The organism is Roseibium denhamense, assembly GCF_009711415.1.
GTDB lineage: Bacteria > Pseudomonadota > Alphaproteobacteria > Rhizobiales > Stappiaceae > Roseibium > Roseibium denhamense.
In genome coordinates this window covers 60,905-83,754 of the sequence record NZ_SMLZ01000103.1, presented here as the reverse complement: position 1 = coordinate 83,754, position 22,850 = coordinate 60,905, and the positions used below count along the sequence as shown (strand labels likewise).

22 protein-coding genes are annotated in these 22,850 nt (G+C 58.7%); 12 read left to right on the top strand and 10 right to left on the bottom strand.

The features are described from left to right. Positions 1-71: 71 nt before the first annotated feature. Complete coding sequence (locus E1180_RS08650; protein WP_155190777.1) at positions 72-1,361, top strand: Hsp70 family protein; 1,290 nt, start codon at positions 72-74, stop codon at positions 1,359-1,361. 92 nt (positions 1,362-1,453) lie between these two features. On the opposite strand, the gene E1180_RS08645 is transcribed toward E1180_RS08650, so the two are convergent. Continuing rightward, positions 1,454-1,972 (bottom strand): glycine cleavage system transcriptional repressor, encoded by a 519-nt coding sequence (locus E1180_RS08645; RefSeq protein WP_155190776.1) that lies wholly within the window; start codon positions 1,970-1,972, stop codon positions 1,454-1,456. Positions 1,973-2,188: 216 nt separating this feature from the next. Between E1180_RS08645 and E1180_RS22700 the strand changes: the two genes are divergently transcribed. Next, positions 2,189-3,778, top strand: a complete 1,590-nt coding sequence (locus E1180_RS22700) for a SpoIIE family protein phosphatase (protein WP_341873550.1) — start codon at positions 2,189-2,191, stop codon at positions 3,776-3,778. 71 nt (positions 3,779-3,849) lie between these two features. On the opposite strand, the gene E1180_RS08635 is transcribed toward E1180_RS22700, so the two are convergent. Beyond that, the gene (locus E1180_RS08635) at positions 3,850-5,250 is read right to left on the bottom strand and encodes a PepSY-associated TM helix domain-containing protein (protein WP_155190775.1); all 1,401 of its coding nucleotides are present in this window, start codon (positions 5,248-5,250) and stop codon (positions 3,850-3,852) included. 72 nt (positions 5,251-5,322) lie between these two features. Beyond that, the gene (locus E1180_RS08630) at positions 5,323-5,718 is read right to left on the bottom strand and encodes a DUF2946 family protein (RefSeq protein WP_196220567.1); all 396 of its coding nucleotides are present in this window, start codon (positions 5,716-5,718) and stop codon (positions 5,323-5,325) included. A gap of 391 nt (positions 5,719-6,109) precedes the next feature. Between E1180_RS08630 and E1180_RS08625 the strand changes: the two genes are divergently transcribed. The 8 genes from E1180_RS08625 to E1180_RS08590 all read left to right on the top strand — a co-directional run bounded on the left by E1180_RS08625 (position 6,110) and on the right by E1180_RS08590 (position 12,570). Then, positions 6,110-6,346: a DUF6732 family protein gene (locus tag E1180_RS08625; RefSeq protein ID WP_244314008.1), complete on the top strand. Its 237-nt coding sequence runs from the start codon at positions 6,110-6,112 to the stop codon at positions 6,344-6,346. 51 nt (positions 6,347-6,397) lie between these two features. Then, on the top strand, positions 6,398-7,051 hold the full coding sequence (locus tag E1180_RS08620; protein WP_155190772.1) for a precorrin-8X methylmutase: 654 nt from the start codon (positions 6,398-6,400) through the stop codon (positions 7,049-7,051). A 1-nt stretch (position 7,052) separates the two neighbouring features. Then, positions 7,053-7,292: a hypothetical protein gene (locus E1180_RS08615; protein WP_155190771.1), complete on the top strand. Its 240-nt coding sequence runs from the start codon at positions 7,053-7,055 to the stop codon at positions 7,290-7,292. Beyond that, a complete protein-coding gene (cbiE, locus tag E1180_RS08610; RefSeq protein ID WP_244314007.1) occupies positions 7,289-8,488 on the top strand; it encodes a precorrin-6y C5,15-methyltransferase (decarboxylating) subunit CbiE in 1,200 nt (399 codons plus the stop codon). The genes E1180_RS08615 and cbiE overlap by 4 nt, the downstream gene beginning before the upstream one ends. After that, entirely contained in the window at positions 8,485-9,210 is a 726-nt protein-coding gene (gene cobI / locus E1180_RS08605; RefSeq protein WP_196220566.1) for a precorrin-2 C(20)-methyltransferase, read from the top strand. The genes cbiE and cobI overlap by 4 nt, the downstream gene beginning before the upstream one ends. After that, positions 9,180-11,078 (top strand): precorrin-3B C(17)-methyltransferase, encoded by a 1,899-nt coding sequence (gene cobJ / locus E1180_RS08600; RefSeq protein ID WP_155190769.1) that lies wholly within the window; start codon positions 9,180-9,182, stop codon positions 11,076-11,078. The genes cobI and cobJ overlap by 31 nt, the downstream gene beginning before the upstream one ends. After that, positions 11,075-11,851: a precorrin-4 C(11)-methyltransferase gene (cobM, locus tag E1180_RS08595; protein WP_155190768.1), complete on the top strand. Its 777-nt coding sequence runs from the start codon at positions 11,075-11,077 to the stop codon at positions 11,849-11,851. The genes cobJ and cobM overlap by 4 nt, the downstream gene beginning before the upstream one ends. Positions 11,852-11,940: 89 nt before the next feature. Continuing rightward, complete coding sequence (locus tag E1180_RS08590; RefSeq protein ID WP_155190767.1) at positions 11,941-12,570, top strand: class I SAM-dependent DNA methyltransferase; 630 nt, start codon at positions 11,941-11,943, stop codon at positions 12,568-12,570. Between the two features lie 39 nt (positions 12,571-12,609). Here E1180_RS08590 and E1180_RS08585 read toward each other — a convergent pair whose 3' ends face one another. Both E1180_RS08585 and cobA read right to left on the bottom strand, forming a co-directional pair. Continuing rightward, complete coding sequence (locus E1180_RS08585) at positions 12,610-13,929, bottom strand: cobyrinic acid a,c-diamide synthase CobB (protein ID WP_155190766.1); 1,320 nt, start codon at positions 13,927-13,929, stop codon at positions 12,610-12,612. Next, on the bottom strand, positions 13,919-14,785 hold the full coding sequence (gene cobA, locus E1180_RS08580) for a uroporphyrinogen-III C-methyltransferase (RefSeq protein WP_155190765.1): 867 nt from the start codon (positions 14,783-14,785) through the stop codon (positions 13,919-13,921). Before cobA ends, E1180_RS08585 begins: the two co-directional genes overlap by 11 nt. Before the next feature lie 121 nt (positions 14,786-14,906). Here cobA and E1180_RS08575 point away from each other — a divergent pair, with 121 nt between their 5' ends. Continuing rightward, the gene (locus E1180_RS08575; protein ID WP_155190764.1) at positions 14,907-16,001 is read left to right on the top strand and encodes a cobalt-precorrin-5B (C(1))-methyltransferase; all 1,095 of its coding nucleotides are present in this window, start codon (positions 14,907-14,909) and stop codon (positions 15,999-16,001) included. Continuing rightward, positions 15,991-16,743, top strand: a complete 753-nt coding sequence (locus E1180_RS08570; RefSeq protein ID WP_155190763.1) for a cobalt-precorrin-6A reductase — start codon at positions 15,991-15,993, stop codon at positions 16,741-16,743. The genes E1180_RS08575 and E1180_RS08570 overlap by 11 nt, the downstream gene beginning before the upstream one ends. On the opposite strand, the gene E1180_RS08565 is transcribed toward E1180_RS08570, so the two are convergent. From E1180_RS08565 to E1180_RS08545, 5 genes are all read right to left on the bottom strand, one after another. Continuing rightward, positions 16,723-17,505 carry a WecB/TagA/CpsF family glycosyltransferase gene (locus E1180_RS08565; RefSeq protein WP_208997020.1) on the bottom strand — a complete coding sequence of 261 codons (783 nt, stop codon included), beginning with the start codon at positions 17,503-17,505 and terminating at the stop codon, positions 16,723-16,725. The genes E1180_RS08570 and E1180_RS08565 overlap by 21 nt on opposite strands. A 155-nt stretch (positions 17,506-17,660) precedes the next feature. Next, complete coding sequence (locus tag E1180_RS08560; protein ID WP_155190762.1) at positions 17,661-19,151, bottom strand: GumC family protein; 1,491 nt, start codon at positions 19,149-19,151, stop codon at positions 17,661-17,663. A 152-nt stretch (positions 19,152-19,303) separates the two neighbouring features. Continuing rightward, positions 19,304-20,374 (bottom strand): glycoside hydrolase family 5 protein, encoded by a 1,071-nt coding sequence (locus E1180_RS08555; protein ID WP_155190761.1) that lies wholly within the window; start codon positions 20,372-20,374, stop codon positions 19,304-19,306. A gap of 30 nt (positions 20,375-20,404) precedes the next feature. Beyond that, positions 20,405-21,448 (bottom strand): acyltransferase family protein, encoded by a 1,044-nt coding sequence (locus E1180_RS08550; protein WP_208997019.1) that lies wholly within the window; start codon positions 21,446-21,448, stop codon positions 20,405-20,407. A gap of 7 nt (positions 21,449-21,455) precedes the next feature. Continuing rightward, a complete protein-coding gene (locus tag E1180_RS08545; protein WP_155190759.1) occupies positions 21,456-22,733 on the bottom strand; it encodes a hypothetical protein in 1,278 nt (425 codons plus the stop codon). Positions 22,734-22,850: the final 117 nt, after the last annotated feature.

Genomic DNA, 22,850 nt, shown 5'->3' with positions numbered 1-22,850 from the left:
TACGATTTGCTTGAACGCTCCGGTCCGGCACTGCGCCAATCCGGGCGCCGTATCTTTTTTGGAGAAACGCCATGCCTGGAACACTCGGACTGGATTTCGGCACGTCAAACACCGTTGCCGTCGACGCCAGTGACGGGCAGCCCCGCGCAATCACGTTCAAAGACGGTGCTGACGTTTTTGCCTCGTTGCCGACCGTCTTGAGTTTCCTGGACAAGGGCCGGTCGCTCCCGCCCCATCCTGAAGTAGGCCCCTGGGCGATCCGGCAGTTTTTGGAAAGCTTCGGTGACGTTCGCTTTATCCAGTCCCTGAAGACCTTTGCCGCCAGCAACGCCTTCAAGGGGACCGGGATCTTCGGCACGCGCTTCAACTTCGAGATGTTGATGGCAGCTTTCCTGAAAACCGCATTTTCCCGGTCCGGTGGCTCATTTGATCCAGCTGGAACACGACTGGTCGTTGGCAGGCCGGTAGAATTTGCGGGCTACAAGCCCGACGAAGCCCTTGCAATGGAGCGCTACCGGGCAGCGTTTTCGCGCTTGGGGTTCAACGATATCCTGTTCGTCATGGAACCCGTGGCCGCCGCCTTTTCCTTCGCACGAACGCTTAAAAGCGATCTCACGATCCTCGTGGCCGACCTCGGCGGCGGCACCACCGACTACTCACTGATGCGGTTCGAGACCGAGGCCGGGCATCTCAAGGCAACGCCTCTTGGCCGGGGTGGTCTGGGCGTTGCCGGGGACACATTCGACTACCGGATTATCGATCAGGTCGTGCTGCCGAAACTCGGCAAGGGAACGGCCTACAAAAGCATGGGCAAAACCCTCGAACTCCCGCCCAATCTGTTTTCCAATTTCGCCCGCTGGCACACCTTGTCGGTCTTCAAGACCTCGGACGACTTCAAGGAACTGAAGAAGCTGCTGCGCCGGTGCCTGGATCCCGACAAGATCGAGACCTTCATTGAGCTGGTCGAAGAGGATCAGGGGTATCCGCTCTACAAGGCGGTCTCAGAAACCAAGGCCCGCTTGTCCTTGGACGATGAGGCTGAGTTTTCCTTTCCGCCGCTCGGGGCCGATTTCCGGGCGACCATCAAACGGGCTGATTTTGAGACCTGGATCGAAGGTGACCTTCAGCGGATGGATCAAGCCCTTGACGCCACATTGAACCGAACCGGACTGGCGTGTGCGGATATCGACCGCGTCTTCCTGACTGGCGGCACATCCTTTGTCCCGGCCGTGCGGGCCCGGTTTGCGGAAAAGTTCGGCGCCGGGAAACTGTCCGGCGGCGAGGAACTCACGTCCGTTGCAAATGGACTGGCCCTGATCGGCGCGCGCGAGGATGCCGTCGAATGGGCCGTTGCACCATGATGCTCTGAGCATGGGGCTGTGTCAGAAAGCCCCTGCTCTGCCCTACCGCATTGAAGAGAATTTTGTCCCGCTCTGATTGATCGCCCGCTGATCTAGTCGACCAGATTGATATCCGCCATCAGGTCGGCTGCGGTTTCCTGCAAAGCGTCGCTCAGGGCACCAGGTGACAATGTTTCCGGCAAACGCAAATCGGCGGATGCCTTGAACAAGGCCTCCCCTTGCATGGAGCCTGCAACGACTTCCGTCGTCAAATGCTCGATACTCACGCCCTGCGCGGTCAACACATGTGTGATGTCCCGCAAAATTCCCGGATGATCCTGGGAGACGAGATCAAGATGCGCGGACGTCCCATTCTGGGCTTCCTGCCCGGCTCTATCGGATCTCAGTGTAATGTCGATCCCATCTGCCGAAAGGTCCTGGAGACTGGCGACCAAGGCATCCGCCTGGTCTGCAGCAATCGCAACGCGCACGATGCCGGCGAACTCTCCGCCCAGCCGCGCCATGGAACTTTCAATCCAGTTTCCGCCCAGCGCTGCAATGCAGGCTGAAATGCGCTCCACCAATCCTGCCCGGTCTTTCGCAATAACCGTGAACACCAAATGGTTCTGCATATCACCCCTCCCCTAGGGTTGTAGGATCGAACCGCCGGATTTACTGTTGTCCGGCGGGTTCCAATGGCCAAACTTTATGTGCACTTGGCGCAAAGCAGACACGCCATGATTGCAATTTATCCCCGTCAACTTTCATTGCGGTACGAAAGTTTTCTCACTATGACCAAGGCAAACGCAATTGGAAGACCTAAATCAGGTAGGGACGTGACTGCGCATATGACCGAAACGGATAGGCCCGGCGAAATGCAGCCCAATCAGAGTCTGAAAAAGATAGATCATTTCTGGCTGACGCTCATGGACCGCCCGCTGACCTTTGCCGTTGTCGTTTTGATGGCGCTGGCTCTTCTGCCCGTGGCTGTCTGGCTGGATCTGCGCACGATCTCCGACCAGTCCTTGCGCGCTCAAGCGGTGGATCTGGACCGCGCCATCACCGAAATCCGCACCTATTACGCCCGGAATGTTGTCGGGAGGGTGCTTGATTCCGACGGCAGTATCGAGCCGACGCATGATTATCATGACAAAGCCGGCGGCATCCCGATCCCTGCGACGCTATCGATCGAGCTTGGTGACGTGATCGGCGACCAGGGCAATCTCGATTACCGTTTCGTCTCGGATCTGCCCTTTTTGGAACGCGGTTCCCATGACCTGACACCGTTTGAAGTCCAGGCCCTTGCCGACTTCCGCGAGAGCCGGGATGCGAACGACATCGAGATTGAATATGCAGGCACGTTCTTTGACCGGCATGTTCAGATCGCCTCCCCCGTGCTGATGGGCGAATCCTGCGTGTCCTGCCACAACACCCATCCGGAAAGCCCGAAAACCGATTGGGAAACCGGCGACGTCAGGGGCATTCAGGCAATTACCATCGATCAGTCGATTGCTGCCAACCTTTGGTCCTTCAAGTTCCTCCTGACCTATTTCGCCGGAGCAGGTGCATTCGGCATTGCCTTTGCCGGCCTTCAATGGCGTCAGGCGGTCCGCTTTCACAAAATGAACCAGGACTTGGAATGCGCCAACGGCGAAATCAGCAGCCTCAACACGCAGCTGAAATCGGAAAACCTGCGGCTGGGCGCCGAGATCGAGATTGCGCGCGAAATCCAGATGATGGTTCTGCCGACGCCAAATGAGCTCGGCGGCATCGATGAGCTGGAGGTGGCAGCCTTCATGCAGCCCGCAGATGAGGTGGGCGGCGATTACTATGACGTCCTGCAGCTGTGCGACAAGGTCAAGATCGGCATAGGCGACGTGACAGGCCATGGCCTGGAAAGCGGCGTGTTGATGCTCATGGTGCAATCCATCGCCGTTGCCCTTCAAGAACAGGGGACGACCGACCCCAAGCAGTTCCTGAACACACTCAACAGTGCCATCTGCCGCAATATCAAACGGACCAGGACCGACAAGCACCTCACGCTGTCCTTTGTCGACATAGAAGGGGACACGATCACCCTCTCTGGCCAGCATGAAGAACTCATCATCTTGCGCGCCGACGGTGAGCTGGAAGTGATCGACACACTTGATCTTGGGTTTCCGATCGGCCTGGAAGAAAACATAAGCGATTTCGTCCACACGCTGCAGCGCCCGTTCAAGAGCGGGGATACGCTTGTCCTTTATACGGACGGCGTGACGGAGGCCGAGGATTCAGCCAAATCGCTTTATGGACTTGACCGTCTGCTGGACAGTGCGCAGCGGCACAAGCACTGCGATGTCTCGATCATGCTGGAACATATGATCGCCGACCTTAAGGAGCATATCGGCGACGAGACCATCCACGACGACATCACACTTCTTGTTGCCCGGCGCCAGTGAGCCCGGCTTTATCCAGTTCCCTTTGACAAGGCCTCCGGCAGCTGCAGAGCCGCCGGAGACCATGGTATCATTTAACCAAGCGCGCGGCGCAGCGCAGGGATCCGGCCGATCAAGAGATAGTCGATGGCCAGCACGGCCAGCAGGGTGATTCCGACCAGCGGGAACGCCAGAGAAATGAACAACATCAGGATCATAGCTCCGCGCCAGTGCGGAAGATTGTCCGGCACTTTCGGGGCAAAGACCCGCAATGCCGCGCCTTTCGGGCGGCGCATCCACCACATGACAAGCCCGCTCACGCACAAGAAGATCACTGACAGGCAGAACACAGTGTTGAGCACGATGTTCCAAAGCCCCATATCGCCCTCGTGAAACGCGATCCCGACCGCCATGCTTTTGGCAACCGCCGAATAGTCGGCAAAACCTACATCGGCGAGGATCTTTCCGGTGTACTGGTCGACATGAACGGTGCGGTCGGCCATCGGGTTTGACGAATCGTTGCTCATGGAGTCCTGGGACAAGGTCCAGACCCCTGCTTCCGATTTCGGGAAGTTGACGCGGTAACGGCCCTCATACCCCAATGCTTTTCCAAGCATCGCGATTGTATCCACCGTGACGGGCGTGCCGTCCGGCAAACCTGTTACACCGGCGTCAGAACCAGAGGCCGGCATCAAGGTTTGCGCCAGTCCCCAAGGCACATCCTTCATGGCGCCGTGGTTCATGGAGGCATGCGTTTCGTCAGAAAGAGGAACGTTGTCCCATTTTTCTGCCGGAAACGAGTTCCAGGGCTGAACGATCTTGCCGCCCCAAACCCCGGCCCAGGCAAGACCGGACAGGAGGAAAACCACCAGGATCAGCGAACAGTAAATGCCGATCACCTGATGAAGGCTTTTCCATAAGGACCGGCCCCTTGCGGCCATGTCCGGCACGAAACGGTTCGTGCTACCGGATCGCGGCCACCAGAGATAGGCGCCGGTCACGATCAGAACGATTGCAAAGCCGGCCGCAATTTCAATCAACCGGTCCCCAAGGTCCCCGATCAGCAAGGTGCCATGGATATCCGACATGAAATCATACCAGCCATCCCGGCGCACCCAGCTCTCGATAACGTCTCCCGTGTATGGGTTCACTGCCACCAGATAGTTGGCGCCATTGTCCAGCACGCGGAAGACGGATGCTCCGTTTTCTGCCGGCGCGCCGATCCATTCCACAAGTTTCGCATCCGCTGAATACCCGGAAAGGGCGGCAGCGGACTGTTCGGAAATGCTGATCGGATTACCGGTGACGGGAACGGTGATTTTTTCGCCATCGCGGCCATCGAAAACCGAAATGTACATCATGGCCAGGCCGGTTATGGCCAGCATGATCAGGAAGGGGACAACATAGATCCCCGCGTAAAAGTGCCAGCGCCAGGCAGCCTGATAAAACCGCGTGGAAGCGGACGCATCTGTAGCGCCCCTTGAAGTCGTGCTCATGGTTTCCCTCACAACACCCGTGCGGTCCCCGCAGCGGGTTTGTCCAACTCAATATTTTTGTGAAACAAGACGTCAGACGCGCGAAGGCGGGGCACGGGCCCCAAGAGCACCGGGAGATTGGGCAAGCAGCGCAATGCCTGGTCCGTGGTAGGAGACCACGTCCGGCTGGGAGGCCTGCCGTTGAAAAATGGCCGGAATAACCGGCAATGCCAGGCCAGTGAGAACCGAGAAAACGCAATGATGCGTCCGGGTATCGGTTTGGTTAGGACCCGGGACTTCGTGCCCGTTCTCGTCAAGCGTGACCGTCCGGAAACCATCGGCGGTACACAGAACGACAGTAAAGTGCCCGTCTTCTTGAACACCTGGCATAAAGCCCTGGGGGATGGCTGAGACAAGCAGAACCGGCAGCAGCATCCAGAATGCGATCTGCCGGCACAGTCTCTTGAAATTTCCATCACCCGTTCGCAACGGTTCGCCCCCACCCAACTGGCGTGTGCGGCTCCTTTAACGTGTTTCTCAACCCCTGTAAAATCCTACAAGCTCCCTTCCGGACGCTGGCGGCGGCCACGCGTTTTTACAAATGGCGCTGCACTTTCAGTTCATGTCGGTTTGCCGCTTGATCAGCCCAAACGGCTCTTCTATTGTCGCGCGATCTGACGGCGTCCTGGCGAGGGACTGAAAGCGATTCCGGTTAGAGCCGACCCAATCAGGGGGTAACTGCCGGAGCTGTCGGCCACAGCCGGAGCCGAGCGGCCGCCCAAGCGGCCCAGCTGCGGACGTGTTTGCTTTCTTCTCCCAGCCATGGACCTCACTTCAATCCTTAGCGGCACGGCCGGATTATCTGGGGGAGAAAATGATTATGCGGGTTTCCTTGCTCGGCTTTGCTGTGCTCACACCGGCACCTGCCTTTGCACATGGCGGACACATCGGTGAACTCGCGGGGCATTCGCACTGGGTGGGCGTTGCGGCCCTTGCCGGAGCTGTCCTGGTTGCCGGGGCCGCGGCCTGGGCCGGACGCAAGGCCAAGGCAAACAAGGCCAGCGATAAAGCCGATGACAAAGACCCGGCGGATGCATCTGCCGAGGGTACACAGTAACCGGTGGCTGGTCCGGCGCGGAATTTCTCCGGCCCACAAGTATGGATGTAGATGGTGAGCGAACAGGTTTCATATGCCTATGAGAAGGATCCGGCTGCGATTTACCGGCAGTCCTTTTCCATTGTCCGGGCGGAAGCAGATCTGTCGGCCTTGCCAAGCGCGCTTCATCCGGTTGCCATCCGCCTCATTCACGCATGCGGCATGATCGACGTGCCACAGGACCTGGTTTGGTCAGGCGATTTGGCCGATGCCGCGCGGAGCGCTTTTGCACGCTCCGCACCGGTGTTTTGTGACGTGGAGATGGTCGCCCATGGCCTCATCCGCTCCCGGCTGCCCATCGGATCGAATGTCGTATGTAGCCTGAATGATCCGCGTGTTCCGGACATTGCACAGCGGCTCGGCACCACCCGTTCGGCCGCTGCCATCGACCTTTGGGCGGACCAGCTGGAGGGTGCGGTCGTTGCCATCGGCAATGCCCCAACGGCGCTGTTTCATCTGCTCGAAAATATTGCCGCAGGCGGGCCCAAACCGGGCCTGATCCTCGGGTTTCCCGTCGGTTTCGTGGGAGCAGCTGAATCCAAGGAAGCCCTGATTGCAAATCCCTTCGATATCCCGTTTTTGACGATCCGTGGACGGCGCGGCGGATCGGCCATGGCGGCTGCGGCGGTCAACGGTCTGGCGGCCGGACTGCCGGAGGAAGCCTGACATGGCCGATGGTAAAGACAAACCCGGCCTGAAATCCGTAAGGGCAGACAAACCGCTCAGATCACGCGGGTTTCTGTCCCAGCCAGGCGGAGGCCGGGCCCCTGAGGCAGTCGCGTCCCATCCAGGTGCTGCCCCAAACCTTTCGCGCGGGTCACGGCAAATCACCCCGTCGACCGGCAAGGCGCCTACACCCTTGTCTGACAAGCCGAAGATCAAGCGTTACACACCGGAGGGCTCTTGAGCACTCCCTGGCTGACCCTGATCGGCATGACCGAGGACGGCATTCTGGCATCCGGCGGCAAGGAAGCGCTGGAGCGGGCCGATATTGTTTATGGCGGCACCCGCCATCTGGCCCATACCGGTGACGTGTCAGCGGAAAAAAGGGGCTGGCCGCGCCCCTTTACCGATGTTTTTGAGGAGCTGAAGACGCTCAAGCCGCGCCAGGTTGCCATCCTGGCAACCGGAGATCCGATGTGGTTTGGCGTCGGTGCCTCGCTGACCGGCCAGTTCGCGCGCGGTGAGATGCGGATCCTGCCCTCTCCCTCCGCGTTTCAGCTCGCGGCCGCCAAAATGGGCTGGCCGCTCCAGGACTGTGACTGCGTGTCCGTTCATGGCCGGCCCATCGGCCTGTTGCGCTCGATGCTCTATCCGGGTGCAAAGATCCTGGCCCTGACGAGCAACGGCGGCGCCCCGCGTGACATCGCGACGCTTCTGGCAAGTGAAGGATTTGGACGCAGCCAAGTGACCGCCTTGGAACATCTGGGCGGTCCTGAAGAGCGCTTGATCCAGAGTTCTGCAACAGACTGGTGCGACACCACGGCAGATCTGAACACTGTGGCGCTGGACGTGATCCCAGACACTGGAACGCGTTTCAGGTCCCGCTGTCCGGGGCTGCCGGACGATGCCTTTCACCATGACGGCAAGATGACCAAGCAGGATATCCGCGCGGTGACGCTTGCCGAGTTAAAGCCGTATCCCGGCGCCGTGCTCTGGGACATTGGCGCGGGCTGCGGTTCGGTGGCCATTGAATGGCTGCGGGCCGCCGACCGCACCTCCGCAATCGGGCTGGAACCGCATCCGGACCGCAGGGCGATGGCAGCTGAAAACGCGCAGGCGCTCGGCGTCCCGCACCTTGTGCTGAATGACGGAACTGCTCCGGAGGGCCTTCAAGGCTTGCCACAACCCGATGCGATCTTTATTGGCGGCGGGCTCACCACTCCCGGTGTTCTGGAAAAATGCCATGAGATCCTGCAGCCGGGAGGCCGTCTGGTCGCCAATGCCGTCACCCTGGAAAGCGAGGCCATTCTTTTGCAGGCGTTTCAGGAATTTGGAGGCGGTTTGAAGAAGATCTCCGTTCACAGGGCGCGTGCTGTCGGCAATCTGACCGGCTGGCAGCCCCTGATGCCCGTCACCCAATGGAGCCTGACAAAATCATGAGTGGAACGCTTTACGGTGTCGGGCTTGGTCCCGGCGATCCGGACCTCATGACCTTGAAGGCGCATAGGCTGATTTCGTCAGCCCGCGTCATCGCCTATCCCGCCCCCGATACGGGCGAGAGCTTTGCCCGTTCGATTGCAGCCGCGATCATTCCCGCATCTGCCCGGGAAATTCCGATTGTCGTGCCAATGCGGGTCGACCGGTTCCCCGCTCAGGACATCTACGACAAGGCCGCCGCCGAAATTGCCGGGGTTCTGCGCGCCGGCGAGGATGTTGTCACGCTGTGCGAAGGCGATCCGTTTTTCTTCGGCTCGTTCATGTATCTGTTCGAGCGCCTGTCAGAAGAGTTTCCGACCCAGGTCGTCCCCGGCGTGACATCCCTGACGGCCTGTGCCGCGCAACTTCAACGCCCGCTTACGGCCCGCAATGATGTCCTGACAATCATTCCCGGTCCCCTTCCGGATGTTGATATCCGCGCCAAAATCGAAGAGGCCCAGGCCGTCGCGATCATGAAGGTCGGGCGGCATCTGGGACGTCTTAAAAGCCTTTTGAAAGACATGGGCCTGCTGGAGCAGGCAGGCTATGTCGAACGGGCCAGTTTGCCGGGGCAAAAGGTCGCCCGGCTGGTTGACCTTAAGGCCGAAACGGCCCCCTACTTTTCCATGATCCTCATCTACAAGGGAGACGAAGCTTGGACGCTTCCCCCATCCTTCTCGTCCTGAATCAGGCGGGACTTGATACGGCTGAAGATATCGCGAAACGGTTTTCCACCGCCCGCATTCACGGGCTGGCCGGGCGCGTGCCGACCGCCGACACGCAGTTCAACGAAACCATCGAGCATATCCAGCTGCTGTTTCAGGCCGGGCATCCAATCGTCGGCTTTTGCGCCAGCGGTATTCTCATCCGTGCGCTTGCGCCGGTGCTCAGCGACAAGCGGAAGGAGCCTCCGGTCATTGCGGTTTCAGAAGACGGGTCCAGCATCGTCCCGCTTCTTGGCGGGCATCGCGGGGCGAACGAACTGGCCCGGCTTCTGGCAAAGGCGCTCGGCGGCCACGCAGCCATTACGACGGCAGGCGATACGGCCCTCGGGATTGCTCTCGACGCCCCGCCCGCAGGCTGGAAGCTGGCCAATCCGGAAGACGCAAAACCGGTCATGGCAGAGCTGCTGTCCGGGGCAACCGTCCTGATTGAAGGTCCGGCCGACTGGCTGAAGAAGGCAAAGCTGCCGCAAAGCGATGATGCTGCGATCACGCTGCTTGCGACCGACGAACCGGTGGACGGCAGTCCGACCCGGCTGGTGTTTCATCCGCAAAAATATGTGGTTGGCGCCGGATGCGCGCGGGGCTGCGATCCAGATGAGCTAATCAATCTGGTGGACACGTATCTCGCGCTCAACGGGATCGCGAAGGGCGCTGTTGCCTGTGTTGCAACGATTGACCTGAAGGCCGACGAAGTTGCGATGAACGCGCTGGCCGACCACCTGGATGCCCCCTTGCGCTTGTTCACGGCCGAGGAACTCGAAACCCAGACACCGCGTTTGAAGAACCCGTCTGAGGTCGTTTATGCCGAGGTCAAGTGCCACGGCGTTGCCGAAGGGGCCGCGCTCGCAGCTGTCGGGCAGAGCGGCAAGCTGGCGGTTGAAAAGCAAAAGACCGCGAATGCGACATGCGCCATCGCCCGGTCGATCGACTGGGTCGACCCGAAGACCGTGGGCCGTGCACGCGGCCATCTGTCGGTCATCGGAATCGGTCCGGGCAAAGACGACTGGCGCACGCCCGAAGCGACCAGACTGCTGTCTGAGGCAAGCGACGTCGTCGGCTACTCGCTGTATCTCGATATCGTTGAAAAGCACATCAGCGGCAAGAAGCACCACAATTTCCCGCTTGGCGCGGAAGAAGACCGGGTCCGGTTCGCCCTGGAAGAGGCTGGAAAAGGCAAGACCGTTGCCTTGATCTCGTCGGGGGATGCCGGGATCTATGCCATGGGTGCGCTGGTCTATGAACTTTTGGACCGCGAGACGGGCAATGGCGGCGTGTCCGATGCCGCAAAGCGCGTCAGCGTTACAAACGCGCCGGGCATTTCCGCCTTGCAGGCCTGCTCCGCCCGCATTGGCGCACCGCTCGGACATGATTTTTGTGCCATCTCCCTGTCGGATCTTCTGACGCCCTGGGAGGCGATTGAAAAACGGCTCAAGGCCGCTGCGCAGGGCGATTTCGTGATTGCCTTCTACAATCCGGTTTCAAAACGGCGGCGCACGCAGCTTGCGGCCGCCAAGGACATCCTGCTGGAGCACCGTCCGCCGGAAACCCCCGTCGTACTCGGCGTCAATCTCGGCCGGCCGGAGGAAACCATCCGTGTCACCACGCTTACGGCGTTGACCGTCGATGAAGTCGACATGCTGACGACGGTCCTTGTTGGCTCATCCAACTCGAAAGCCGTTCAAACTGGCAGCGGCTCTCCATTCGTCTACACGCCCCGTGGATACGCCAAGCGCATCGACGCGCCCAAAGAGGCCGCAGAAGATCCCGCTCAATCGCCTGAGGACCAAGATCCCGCCAGCCTGCAACCAACCCCGGAAGAAACCATATGACAGTTCATTTCATAGGCGCAGGTCCTGGCGACCCGGACCTGATTACCGTGCGCGGTCTCAAGCTGATACAAAGCTGTCAGGTCTGTCTTTACGCCGGGTCTCTGGTACCGGAACAGATCGTTGCCGCCGCGCCGGAAAGCGCAACGGTGATCGATACGGCGCCCATGACGCTCGACGAGATTATTGCCGAAATCCAGAAGGCACATGCGGCCGGGCATGATGTTGCCCGGGTCCATTCCGGTGATCCGTCGATCTACGGTGCGACTGCGGAACAAATGCGGCGGCTGGACGCCCTTGGCATTGACTATGACGTCACGCCCGGCGTCCCGGCCTTTGCCGCCGCAGCGGCCGCTTTGAAATCCGAGCTGACCATCCCGGAAGTGGCGCAGACAGTGATTGTCACCCGGACGGCCATGCAGTCTTCGGCCATGCCGAACAATGAGGATCTAGACACGCTGGGGCGCAGCGGGGCAACTCTTGCCATTCACCTGTCCATCCGGAACCTTCGTGAAATCGAGCGCCAATTGACCCCGCATTATGGCGCTGACTGCCCGGTGATCGTTGCCTACCGGGTGGGATGGCCCGATCAGGCTTTCATTCACGGCACCTTGTCGACAATCGCAGAGAAGGTCCGCGCGTCGAAAATCACCCGGACCGCGCTCATTTTTGTCGGCCATGCCTTGAAACCGGACGCAGATTTCCGCGACAGCGCGCTTTACGACGCTGATCATGTTCATGTGCTGCGCCCCAAGAAGAAAAAGAAAGCGTCCTGACAAAGCGCCGGTCCGTTGGAAGGTTTGCACTGCCGCCATACTGCCGATAGGCTGATGGCAACGCAATCAAAGCTCAGGGACCGGCACGCATGGCAGACGAAAACCCGCTTCTTCAAAGAGCAGTGTCCCTGAACGGGGATCCGTTTGCCATCCGTGAGTTCTATGCCGGCTGGGCGAAGACATACGACACGGACCTGCTGCTCTCCATCGGATATGTCGCGCCGATGATCGCCGCCGACGCGCTGGTCAAGAATGTGGGAAAAGAGGCGCTGGTGCTGGACGCCGGCTGCGGGACCGGATTGGTCGGGATCGAACTGATCAAACGCAACTACGATCTCACCATTGACGGGATCGATCTGACACCCGAAATGCTCGAACACTCCCGGAAGAAAGGCGCCTACCGCAAACTCAACGAAGCGGATCTGACCGGGCCGCTCTTCGAGATTGCGGATGACACCTATGAGGGGGTGGTGTCCGCAGGTGTCTTCACGAACGGGCATGTGGGACCGGATGGAATTGATGAGCTTTTGCGCATCTTGAAGCCCGGCGCCCCTCTGGTACTGACCGTGCGGGACAGCGCCTGGGAAGCCGACGGGTTCAAGGACAAGGTGGAAAAGCTGGAGGCTGACGGGACCGCCAAGCTTCTTGAAGTCACCCACAGTCCGTATCACACCAAGGAAGACATCTTCTGCCAGCTGGTCGTGCTTCAGGCCGCCTAGTCACCTTAGTCTGAGTTCCGGCTGATGTCCCGGCATGCCCTAACGATTGGAAATCACATGGGCGAATGAGCCCATGACCCGGCCTCGCCGGAGCCCCATCGGATCAAGCTTTTGCCCATCCGCATCAGCCGCCGTGAACAACCTGTCTCCATCCCCTTCAAACAGGACAGAGGCATAGTGAAACTCGTGGGCCGATAGGTTGCCCACCCAAGGCAAACCGCCAAGAGGCTCGACCACACGGTAGCCCAAATGACGTTTTCGGTGCTGGAATGAAGTCTCCAGCGGGAGCAAACCCAGCATTTGATGACGCACACCTTCAGCATCGACAAGTCCGTCGCCGAGCGTCATGTAGCCCCCGCATTCGCCGTAAACCAGGCACCCTGCATCGGCGGCTGACCTCATACCTGCCCTGAACTCCGAGGCAGCGGCCAGCCGGCCCGCATGAAGCTCGGGATATCCCCCGGGCAAGTAAACCGCATCACTGGTGCTCGCGGGCTTCTCGTCAGCGAGAGGAGAGAATGTTTCGAGCGTTGCACCGCGGTTCTGCCAATGACTGAGGAGGTGCGGATAGGAAAAAGCAAAGGCAATGTCCGATGCGACCGCAATCTTCTGGCCAATCGGATCGGGAAGATTGGGGGGTTCAGGTGCCGTGATGGATAGGGGCGCTGCAAGCTGGCGAAGTAGACCCAGGTCAAGCGCGTTCGAGACAGTGTCAGCGGCCTGCTCGAGAAAATCGTCCAACTGCGGATGTTCTCCAGCTTGAACGAGCCCCAAGTGCCGTTCGGGCAGAACGAGCGCCTCTGAACGCGGCAATGCACCGATCACCTTGACCGGCAAACCGGCCAGCGCTGCCCTCAGCATTTTCTCGTGCCGGGCACTACCGACCCGATTGAGAATGACGGCGGCGACCGGCACGTCGGGACGGAAGCTCAAAAAGCCATGCACGAGCGCGGCAACCGACTGGGCTTGTTTCGCACAATCGACGACCAAAACAACAGGGACCCCAAGCGAGGCGGCAAGATCAGCTGCCGATCCGGTTCCGTTTGCCGCGCCGTCAAACAGCCCCATGGCGCCTTCGACCAAAAGCAGGTCCTTCGCGCTTGACCGGGACACGGCCAGAGCTTGAAGCGTTTGCGGGTCCATCGCCCATGCATCCAGGTTGATGCAAACCTCGCCGGACGCAGCTTCATGAAAGGCAGGATCAATATAGTCCGGACCGGATTTTGCCGAGGCAACGCGCAGACCTTGCCGCTTCAGGGCCCGCAGGAGCGCCAGCGTCACGGTGGTTTTTCCGGCCCCCGAAGACGGTGCGGCAATCAACAATCCGCTTGGTCCGGACTGCGGTCCGCTAGCCGGCATCTGCCACGTGTCCTGACGCCCGCAGCCCGAGCGGATCGCTCTCCAGAACCTTGCCCGACAAGGCCCCAAGCCAATCGAGGCCAGCCCTGAGACGCACCACCTCGCCAACACACACGATGGCCGGCGGCTGAAGGCCTACCTCCGCGGCTTCTGCTGCGCATTTGCCGAGTGTCGTTTCGAACACCTGCTGTTCGCTCAAGGAGGCATTGCACACGATACCCACAGGTTCATGCACAGATCGTCCACCGGCTATCAGTTTGCCGGCTATCGTCTCAAGGTGTTTCATCGCCATATACATCACGATGACCGGAGACCCTTTGGCAATTCCGTCCCAATTGACCGCGTCCGGAGTAAGCCCCGTCTGATCATGCCCGGTCAGAAAGGTCACAGCCTGATTGCAATCGCGATGGGTCGCCGGGATACCAGCATAGGCCAGACCGCCGATCCCAGCCGTGATTCCGGGGATCACCCGGAACGGGATCCCCGCCTCGACGAGCCCGAGGGCTTCTTCACCGCCGCGCCCGAAGACGAATGGATCTCCGCCCTTCAAGCGCAGCACACGCTTGCCGGCACGGGCATACTCAATCAGCTTCAGGGTAATGTCGCGCTGTTTGGGACTGGGCTTGCCGCCACGCTTTCCGGCATAATCCGTAATGGCTCCGGGTTTCACCCAGTCGAGAATGCTGCTGTCCACCAATGCGTCATACACAACGACATCCGCCTGCCGCAGGCCATTAAGGGCATGCAGCGTCAACAGTCCCGGATCTCCGGGGCCGGCACCGGCCAGCCACACCCACCCGCTTTCAAAGCGGGGCAAGCTGTCTGGCATTTGCAGGTCGTTTCGAGGACGGATCATGTCACAGCATTATCCGGCTTATCGTTCAACGCCAAGCCCTTCAACGGACTGGACACTTCTGAATGCGACATTTCTTCGCCGGGGCGCGCAAGTTTTATCCGTTTGGAGTATAGGAACGGTTATGGCAGCTGACGAAGCAAAAGAGTTACGGCGTGGTTGGACCACCGGCGCATGCGCGACGGCGGCGGCGAAGGCTGCCTATACCGCTTTGCTGACCGGCCGGTTTCCAGATCCCATCGAGATTACGCTGCCAAAGGGCGCAAGGGCCGACTTTGTGCTCACGCAGCACCGGATCGAAGGCTGGGAGGCGACCGCCTCCATTACAAAAGATGCCGGTGATGATCCCGATGTGACCCACGGTGCCTTGATCACCTCGACCGTCCGTCTGCTGCCGTCCGGGTCGGGCGTTTGTTTCAAGGCGGGGGCCGGGGTCGGCACGGTCACCCGGCCCGGCCTCCCCATTCCGCCCGGCGAACCCGCGATCAATCCGGTTCCCCGTCAGATGATGCAGAACGCCATCCAGGAAGCGGCTTCACAGTTTGGCGGCACGGGCGATGTTGAAATCGAAATCGCCATTCCTGGCGGACAAGACCTTGCCCTCAAGACGATGAACCCGCGGCTTGGCATTGTCGGTGGACTGTCGGTACTTGGAACGACTGGCATTGTGCGCCCGTTTTCTTGTGCCGCTTGGATCGCCTCGATCCACCGCGGCATTGATGTCGCAAGGGCCGCCGGTCTTGAGCATGTTGCCGGGGCGACCGGATCGGCGTCGGAGGACGCGATCCGACATCGCTATCACCTGGACGAAGCGGCCTATCTCGATATGGGAGATTTTGCCGGAGGTCTTTTGAAATACCTTCGCAGTCATCCTGTCCCGCGGCTGACCCTTTCCGGCGGCTTTGCCAAATTCACCAAGCTTGCGCATGGTGCGCTGGACCTGCACTCGGCCCGCAGTTCGGTGAATTTTTCATTCCTAAAAACCTTGTTGGAAGACAGCGGCGCTCCCCGGTCCCTGATATCCATGACGGACACGGCGAACACGGCAAAAGAAGTTCTTGATGCAGCTCTGGGCGAGCAAGTTGATCTGAGCACTCCGCTCGCCAGGAGAGCGAAGACCGCCGTCCGGGAGATCCTGCGGGACGCCCCGATAGAGGTCGAAATCCTGATCTGCGACCGGTCGGGCAATGTGCTGGGTGAATGTTCCTTTGACAGTTAAGCCCGCTCATATACTGCTTTTGGCCGGGACGTTCGAAGCCCGTAAACTTGCTCAGGGCATTCCAGAGACATTTCCCGACGCCGGACTGACCGTCTCCTTTGCAGGCGTTGTGAGCGACCTGCCGGATTTGGGTGTCAGAACCCGGATTGGCGGGTTTGGGGGGCTCGACGGTTTAAAGACCTTCATGGGCGCGGAAGGCGTGACCCACATTATCGACGCCACACACCCTTTCGCGGCTCAAATGAGCCGTACCGCGTCTGAGGCCGCATCCGCACTTTCAGTTCCGCTCGTGCGGCTGGAACGTCCGGCATGGTCTTCTGAAGCAGAGGATCAATGGCAAAGTGTACCGGGCGTTGCGGCCGCTGAACAGGCTTTGAGACCCGGCGGGCGGGTGTTTCTGGCGGTTGGGCGGAAGGAAATCGGCAAGTTTACCGGCAGGACAGACATCTATGGCCTCGTGCGGATGATCGAACCACCGGCGGAGCCGCTGCCGGACACCTGGGACCTAGTCCTTTCCAGGCCCTCGCAGGACGTGGTGGCGGAAATTGACCTATTCAAACGCCACGGGATCGACTGCGTGGTGTCCAAAAACAGCGGCGGCACAAGGTCATTTGCAAAAATCGCTGCTGCCCGCGCGTTGCAGCTTCCGGTGATCATGATCGAAAGGCCACTCTTGCCGGAGGCCGTCTGCGCATCCAGCCCTTCGGCCGTCCTGGAGAAGCTAGCCCGCCTGCTTGCGTGACCTGGCCAGCCTGAGTTTCGCTACAAGGACGAAAAACCGGGGGATCCCGACGACGTACCGGTGAAACAGGCGCACTGGTTCCTGGGCGAACCTGAACAGCCATTCCAGGCGGGCAGCCCTGACCAATCGGGGCGCTCTGATGACAGCTCCCGACATAAAGTCAAACAATGCCCCGACACCGACCGTGACGGGGACATCCAGTCTTTGGCGATGGGCCGTCACAAATTGTTCCTGCCTCGGGTTGCCCATGGCGATCAGAAGCATGTCAGGCCGCGCTTGATTGACTTCCGCACAAACAAGGTCCACCTGATGCGGATCGAAATAACCGTCCCGCACTCCGACAACTTCATGCTTGGGAAAGGTCCGCTCTATGTGAGCCTTAGCCTCGCGCACACGCTCTTCCTTTGCCCCCAGAAGGAACAGTCTTAAGGGTATCTTTGCGGTCGCAAGAATTTCCGGCACGAGGTCCGTGCCGTTCAAATTGTCGGGAAATCCTTCGCCTTCCAGAATACGGGCTACCAGATCGGCGCCGACCCCGTCATTCAAAAGGGTCATCTGCTGCAGGACAGCCGCATAATCCGGGTCATTCAAGGCTGTCAGGATCGTATGCGCGTTGCAGATGGCAATGTCGAGCCGCGCCCGGTCCGCAACCGATGTTTCCACCATGCGCACGACTTCCGCCGTTTCAAGCCGGCAAATGGCCAGGGGACCGATTTCGGCCTTCCGGATCGGCGCAGCATCGTTTTCCAAACGGCGTGACACTCGTTTCGAAGCTCCATCATGCCGGCTGACAGATCGTCTTTGCCTGCATTCGATTGTCTGGTTGCTCCCCTCAATACCTAAGGATGGCGCACGAAATCGTTAATCCGGCGCGAGAAACACCTGTTCTTTTCAAAGATGGGCATTTGCTGCGAAGATCAGGCCGTTTCCGGATCGCGGAAGTAAGACCGGAGCGCCGGGCTTTTGTACAAGAGCCGCACGACAATTATGAAAGCCGCGACTGTGAAGCCAAACAGGGCGCCGCCAACAATGCCTGCAATCAGAAGCGACAATCTTCCCGGCCCGTCTGCGGTCAGTGGTGCGGACGCGTAGGCCACGATACGAACATTGGTAAGACCAATGTTCTGATTTTCAGTGCTTTCCTGCATCCGCTTCAGGACCGCTTCATATAGGGAGCGCGCCGTTTCGGCCTCCAGCTCCAGTTTTTGCAAGATGCCCTGGTTCGGAGCGTTGCTGACAGACAGCGCTTTTTGCGTCTGCAGCTCCTTGCTGATTTCTTCCTGCTCACGCTGCGCCCGCTCAAGTTCGCTTTGTGCGGCCGCCACAATACGCTGCAATTCGCTTCTTATCTGCGACTGAATACCCGACAACGCCGCACGCGCAGCCGACAAGGAGGGATGCCGTGCGCCCAAAGCTGCTTCAAGACTCGCCACATTCGAAGATGCGGAGGCATACTGGCGCCTGAGGTCAACCAGCGTTGAGGACGCTACAGAATTGTCTAGGTTGCCCGACACCGCATTGTTCAGGTCAAGGGTCGACACGGCATTCAGGTTGGCCTGTGCCTCGATTGTTTTTTGCTGTGCGGTTAGCAAGGCCTGATTCAAGGACAAAAGACGGTCCTCGGAAATCAAATCGCCTTTCGCGGTCACCAGATCGTTTTGCGCGCGGAACTCGTCGACGGCGGTATCTGCAGCCCGTACATTGGCGGCCAACACCTCGAGCCGGGTGGTGAGCGCGTCTGTCAGGCCCGAATAGACCTGATTAACACTGCTCTTCTCGAAAGCAATGAATTCATCCGCGATACCGTTTGCAAGGATCGCCGATTTCATTGGATCCTTTGTTTTGACACCAAGGGAAACAAGGTAGCTGCCACCATCGCGGTAGGTGGACACAGCCTCTTTCAAGGCTGAGACTACGGCAAAAGTTTCATCACCGGCCCGTGCACCGCTGTTGAATTCGGCGTCCTCTTCTAGATCAAACCGGGCCACGACCCGTTCCAGAACAGCATCGGAGCGCAACAGCTGAATTTGGCTGTCGATGATGGATTCGATTGTTTGCGGAGGGACAACAGCGTCTGCCTGCCCCGTCACATTGAACAGGAGTTGGCGGGGGTCGAAGTAAAGGCTCGTGTCGGCCGTGTATGTGCGCGTCAAGGACATCAAGAAAGCGGATATCAGCAAGACCCCCGCCACTATGCAGATCGCAACCAATATCCAATGCCGCAGGAACCCGCGGATAAGCATCTGCAAATCAAGAATGGGGGCTTCGACAACTTGCAAACGATCTGAGGGCGCATACCGGCCGCTGCGGAGCTGAACAAGATCAGCTTGCGGACGCGCCGGGCGGCGCACCGGAGGGCGGGCTGCGTATTTCCGCCTGGAGATCTGCTGATCAAAGTCGTCCTGCACCTAGATCCAACCCTTGGAAACCATCGTTCTGCGAATCCGCGCCCAATCTTCAAAGATGGACCCGCACCAGTGCACCCCGGTCAACCTTCCATCGGCCAAAGATGCGGCCTGAATGAGGCCAACCCGATCCCGCCGACAATAATTTGATAACCTTAATATCCGGTTAGACAGACCGGTTCTCCCGGGCGTCCGGACGACATTATGCTGCCAAGCTGCGGCCGGTCGCCGGAACTCGTCGGCTGAATGTTGTTTCCTTCAGATTCCGGCCACCAGTCTCCGGCGGCCCAGTATGTCCACCCGATCCAGCGGTCTGGATGCGCGTCCATGAAGCCGACCATCTTTTCGAGCCCCGCGAGACACTCAGGGTCTTTCGACCCTCCGAATTCGCCCAGGAAAGCCCGTCCGTCAATTTCGTCAAGCCACTGTGTGAACCGCTCCATGCTGTCCATCACTCCGGCAACATTCGGGCATGTTTCGTGCGTTCCGGAAGAATCAATGTCCATATACTGGTGAACCTCCAGGGCGAAGTTTCCAGCCGGATCCTTTACATTGGCCATCACTTCGGCGTTTGGCCCGCCGGTCATGTCGAGCCACCAGCCAGTGATACCGCTCCAGTTGGTTCCAGGAACAAGTATGAGGTTCTCTGCCCCGGTTGCCCTGATCCCCGCGATTGCTTGATTGGCCGCTGCCAGCCAAACGGAATTCTGGATGTCATACGGCTCGTTCATTAATCCGAATGCAACATCGTCCTGATCGGAAAACTCAATGGCTAGCCGGACCCAGAAGTCCGCGAAAAACCGGGCGGGAAAATCCTGACTGCCGATCTGCCGGTCCTCATAGTAACCGAAGTCATGGGGGTCCAGAACAATGGACATACCGTTGGCGCGGATCAGGTCGACAGATGCTTTCAACCGGGCCAGTTCCTGCTCATCCAAGGGCATACCCGGAACACGTTGAAGCCGCGCCCAGCGGAACGGAAGCCGGACTACATTCATGCCTTGATCCGCGAAATACCTTATGGTCGCTTCGCTCGGATACCTGTAGTTGGTGCCGTATACACCGTCCCTGTCACCATATTCAGCGCCGGACAAGTTAACTCCCTTCAGGCAAACCGATGCGGCCGCTTGATAGGGAACGGCAAAGGCACAGGCTGAAATCACCAGGGCTTTGGCAATGCCCGTCGTCAAAAGTCTCGGATTTTTAATCGCCAGCCGAACGACCATATCGGTCTCCTACCGTGTCCGCGTGAAGGGTCAGGACTGCGCTTCAAACCATGCGCTGCGCCGCCGCCGGAAGAACTCAGCCACTGGTTTCTCGAACAAGTGGTACATGAAAATGGCCACGACAACAGATGCCACAATGCAAAGCCCAAGAAAAACGAATGGGTCTTGCATGGGTTCTGGAACCACTTTGACAACAACAGTCCTGAGCGCGGCCAGAACGAAGACATGAGACAGGTAAAGGCTATAGGAGGCATCTCCGAGAAGATGCAGAAACCGCCACTCCGGCAATTTGCTGAAATCAATTGATATCAAGGCGTAAATCACGATCATGGCCGGAACACCGATCACCAGAACGTGCGGCAGATCCGGCGATGCATTGTCCATGATGATGAGCAGCAGCGCGGCAGCCAGACCTATGGCAACACTAATACCTTGGCTCATCAGCCGGCCGCGCAAATAAAGATGTGCCAGGCAAACGCCCGCCAAAAACTCATACACAATGAGGTCGCCGTAAAAGCGGACCGGTGATCCCTCCGGTGCGGCGGTATGGACCACTATCACGGCAAGAGTCATGAGCCCTGCAAGCGCAGCAATCCGGTATCGTTCCGCCATGAACAATGTCACGGCAAACAAGAGGTAGAAATACATTTCGAAGTTGAGGGTCCATCCGGGAATAACAACTGGCCGCAAGATCTCACCGCTGGTCAATGAAGGATTTGGCCATGGCAAGAACAGAAGCGATGCAACAAGATGCTGCAGATCGAACTGGGTGGATTTCAGCAAACTGGGCGCTGCAAACGCGACCGCAGCAGCTGCCAAGGTAAAAAACCAGTAGAGCGGCACAATGCGTTCGACGCGGCGGCGCAGGAACGTCCGCGGGTCTGAAGGACGCCCGGCCGTCGTGTACCACATGACAAACCCGCTGATGACGAAAAACAGATCGACGCCGGCTTCTCCGAAAAGCATCCCGGAGATGTCCAGTTCGGGGTCGATATTGGTCATTTGCAAGACGCTGTGGAAGTACACAACGAGCAGGGCAGCAATGGCACGGGCGTATTGAAGTTGGATGAGCATCATTCGCCTAGCGGGCTGGAATAGGGTGGTTCAGGTGCCGCATTTCTTCTGTTTCGGCATTTTCAGACACGGTTTCGCCCCGGGCAAGATGACCTGCAAGCAGCCAAAGCAACGCTGCAATCTTGATCGAGAAGATTGCGGTACCGCCAATGAGCAAGTTCATAAAGATAAAAATGGACAAGGCATGCGCATACCGCCGCTCGGCCGCCGATCCGCACCTTGGATAAAAGCTCACGAACAACCACAGGAGGATCAGACTGAAGATCGTGCCAATCACGATAACATAGATGTAGCCGCTATCCGCCTGCGCGGGGGCAGTCTCTGCAGCAAAGCCGAGCACATCCGGAAGGCTCAATTCGCCGAACTTGGTAATCGTAAGAACAATCCGTCCCGGGATGTTGTCCCCGACAGCGTCAGGCATCAGCAGGTAAATCATTCCACCGGCGATCAAGACCAGCGGCATGACCATCAGGGCGAACAGCCTTGGCAGCTTGGGAAATACAAAGTAGCCGGTAAGGCAAATCACCGAGAACAGGATCATCGTCCGCGTATCATTCGTGAGAATGATCAGAATGATGGTCGCCAGGATGAAACCGAGCTGCATAGCCGAGAAGCGTTTCCACAAGGCGATGAGATAGATCATCAGAACGCCGGAGAAATTTGCATTCGACACCTGCTCCAGAAAAATGGAAGAGGACCGGTGATTGATGATGCCGAATGTGAAGCGTCCAGGCACCCGCTGCGCATTCTGAAACAGTTTGGTACCATCCAGAGAAATCTGCTCTAGCCCGCGCGTGTCTTCAAAGTATTTTGCCGGATAGAACAAGTCGCCATATTGATTGAGGTAGAAGACCTCCAACATCAACACCCCAAACACAATCGACACGCTCCAAAGGACAACCTTCTTCAAGGTTGCTGCATTGACGTAATAGCCAAGCATGCAAAAAATGCTCAGGATCAGTATGTTACGGAAGTAATCGATATAAAGCTGCTTGTTGATTAGGGTCACATAGGCTGCCATGCCCAGGGTGAAGATCAAGAACAAGAAGACTGCGACCTGTCCGGCGCGGATGCCTTTTACCAAGATCACCAGAAGACCCAGAAAGAGAATAAAAATCTCTGCTGCCGCGACGTCCCAAAACCCCAACGTGGTCACATGGGCGTTGATGATCGCGAGAAAGCCATTGAACGTGATCGCAGCCAGTACCAGCGCAAGCACCGGCCAGCCGACATCGCCCCTGCGATCCATTCCGCGAGGCTGTCCCGCCTGATTTTCCATGTGCATTGGATGCACCTGCTGCCATCCTTCAGATCGTCAAAAGGCCATGCCTGGTGCATGTAACCTTCAGTATCGACATCCTATAGGGTTTCAGGACATGAATAATCACCAAACCCTGTCCGG

Coding starts and splice junctions, on each gene's coding strand:
- E1180_RS08590 (WP_155190767.1), top strand. CDS start 11,941: ATGGCAGACGAAAACCCGCTTCTTCAAAGAGCAGTGTCCCTGAACGGG.
- E1180_RS08550 (WP_208997019.1), bottom strand. CDS start 21,448: ATGCTCATCCAACTTCAATACGCCCGTGCCATTGCTGCCCTGCTCGTT.
- cobM (WP_155190768.1), top strand. CDS start 11,075: ATGACAGTTCATTTCATAGGCGCAGGTCCTGGCGACCCGGACCTGATT.
- E1180_RS08635 (WP_155190775.1), bottom strand. CDS start 5,250: ATGAGCACGACTTCAAGGGGCGCTACAGATGCGTCCGCTTCCACGCGG.
- E1180_RS08585 (WP_155190766.1), bottom strand. CDS start 13,929: ATGCCGGCTAGCGGACCGCAGTCCGGACCAAGCGGATTGTTGATTGCC.
- cobA (WP_155190765.1), bottom strand. CDS start 14,785: ATGATCCGTCCTCGAAACGACCTGCAAATGCCAGACAGCTTGCCCCGC.
- E1180_RS08555 (WP_155190761.1), bottom strand. CDS start 20,374: ATGGTCGTTCGGCTGGCGATTAAAAATCCGAGACTTTTGACGACGGGC.
- E1180_RS08620 (WP_155190772.1), top strand. CDS start 6,398: ATGGTGAGCGAACAGGTTTCATATGCCTATGAGAAGGATCCGGCTGCG.
- E1180_RS08645 (WP_155190776.1), bottom strand. CDS start 1,972: ATGCAGAACCATTTGGTGTTCACGGTTATTGCGAAAGACCGGGCAGGA.
- E1180_RS08615 (WP_155190771.1), top strand. CDS start 7,053: ATGGCCGATGGTAAAGACAAACCCGGCCTGAAATCCGTAAGGGCAGAC.
- cobI (WP_196220566.1), top strand. CDS start 8,485: ATGAGTGGAACGCTTTACGGTGTCGGGCTTGGTCCCGGCGATCCGGAC.
- E1180_RS08650 (WP_155190777.1), top strand. CDS start 72: ATGCCTGGAACACTCGGACTGGATTTCGGCACGTCAAACACCGTTGCC.
- E1180_RS08545 (WP_155190759.1), bottom strand. CDS start 22,733: ATGCACATGGAAAATCAGGCGGGACAGCCTCGCGGAATGGATCGCAGG.
- E1180_RS08575 (WP_155190764.1), top strand. CDS start 14,907: ATGGCAGCTGACGAAGCAAAAGAGTTACGGCGTGGTTGGACCACCGGC.
- E1180_RS08625 (WP_244314008.1), top strand. CDS start 6,110: ATGCGGGTTTCCTTGCTCGGCTTTGCTGTGCTCACACCGGCACCTGCC.
- E1180_RS22700 (WP_341873550.1), top strand. CDS start 2,189: ATGACCGAAACGGATAGGCCCGGCGAAATGCAGCCCAATCAGAGTCTG.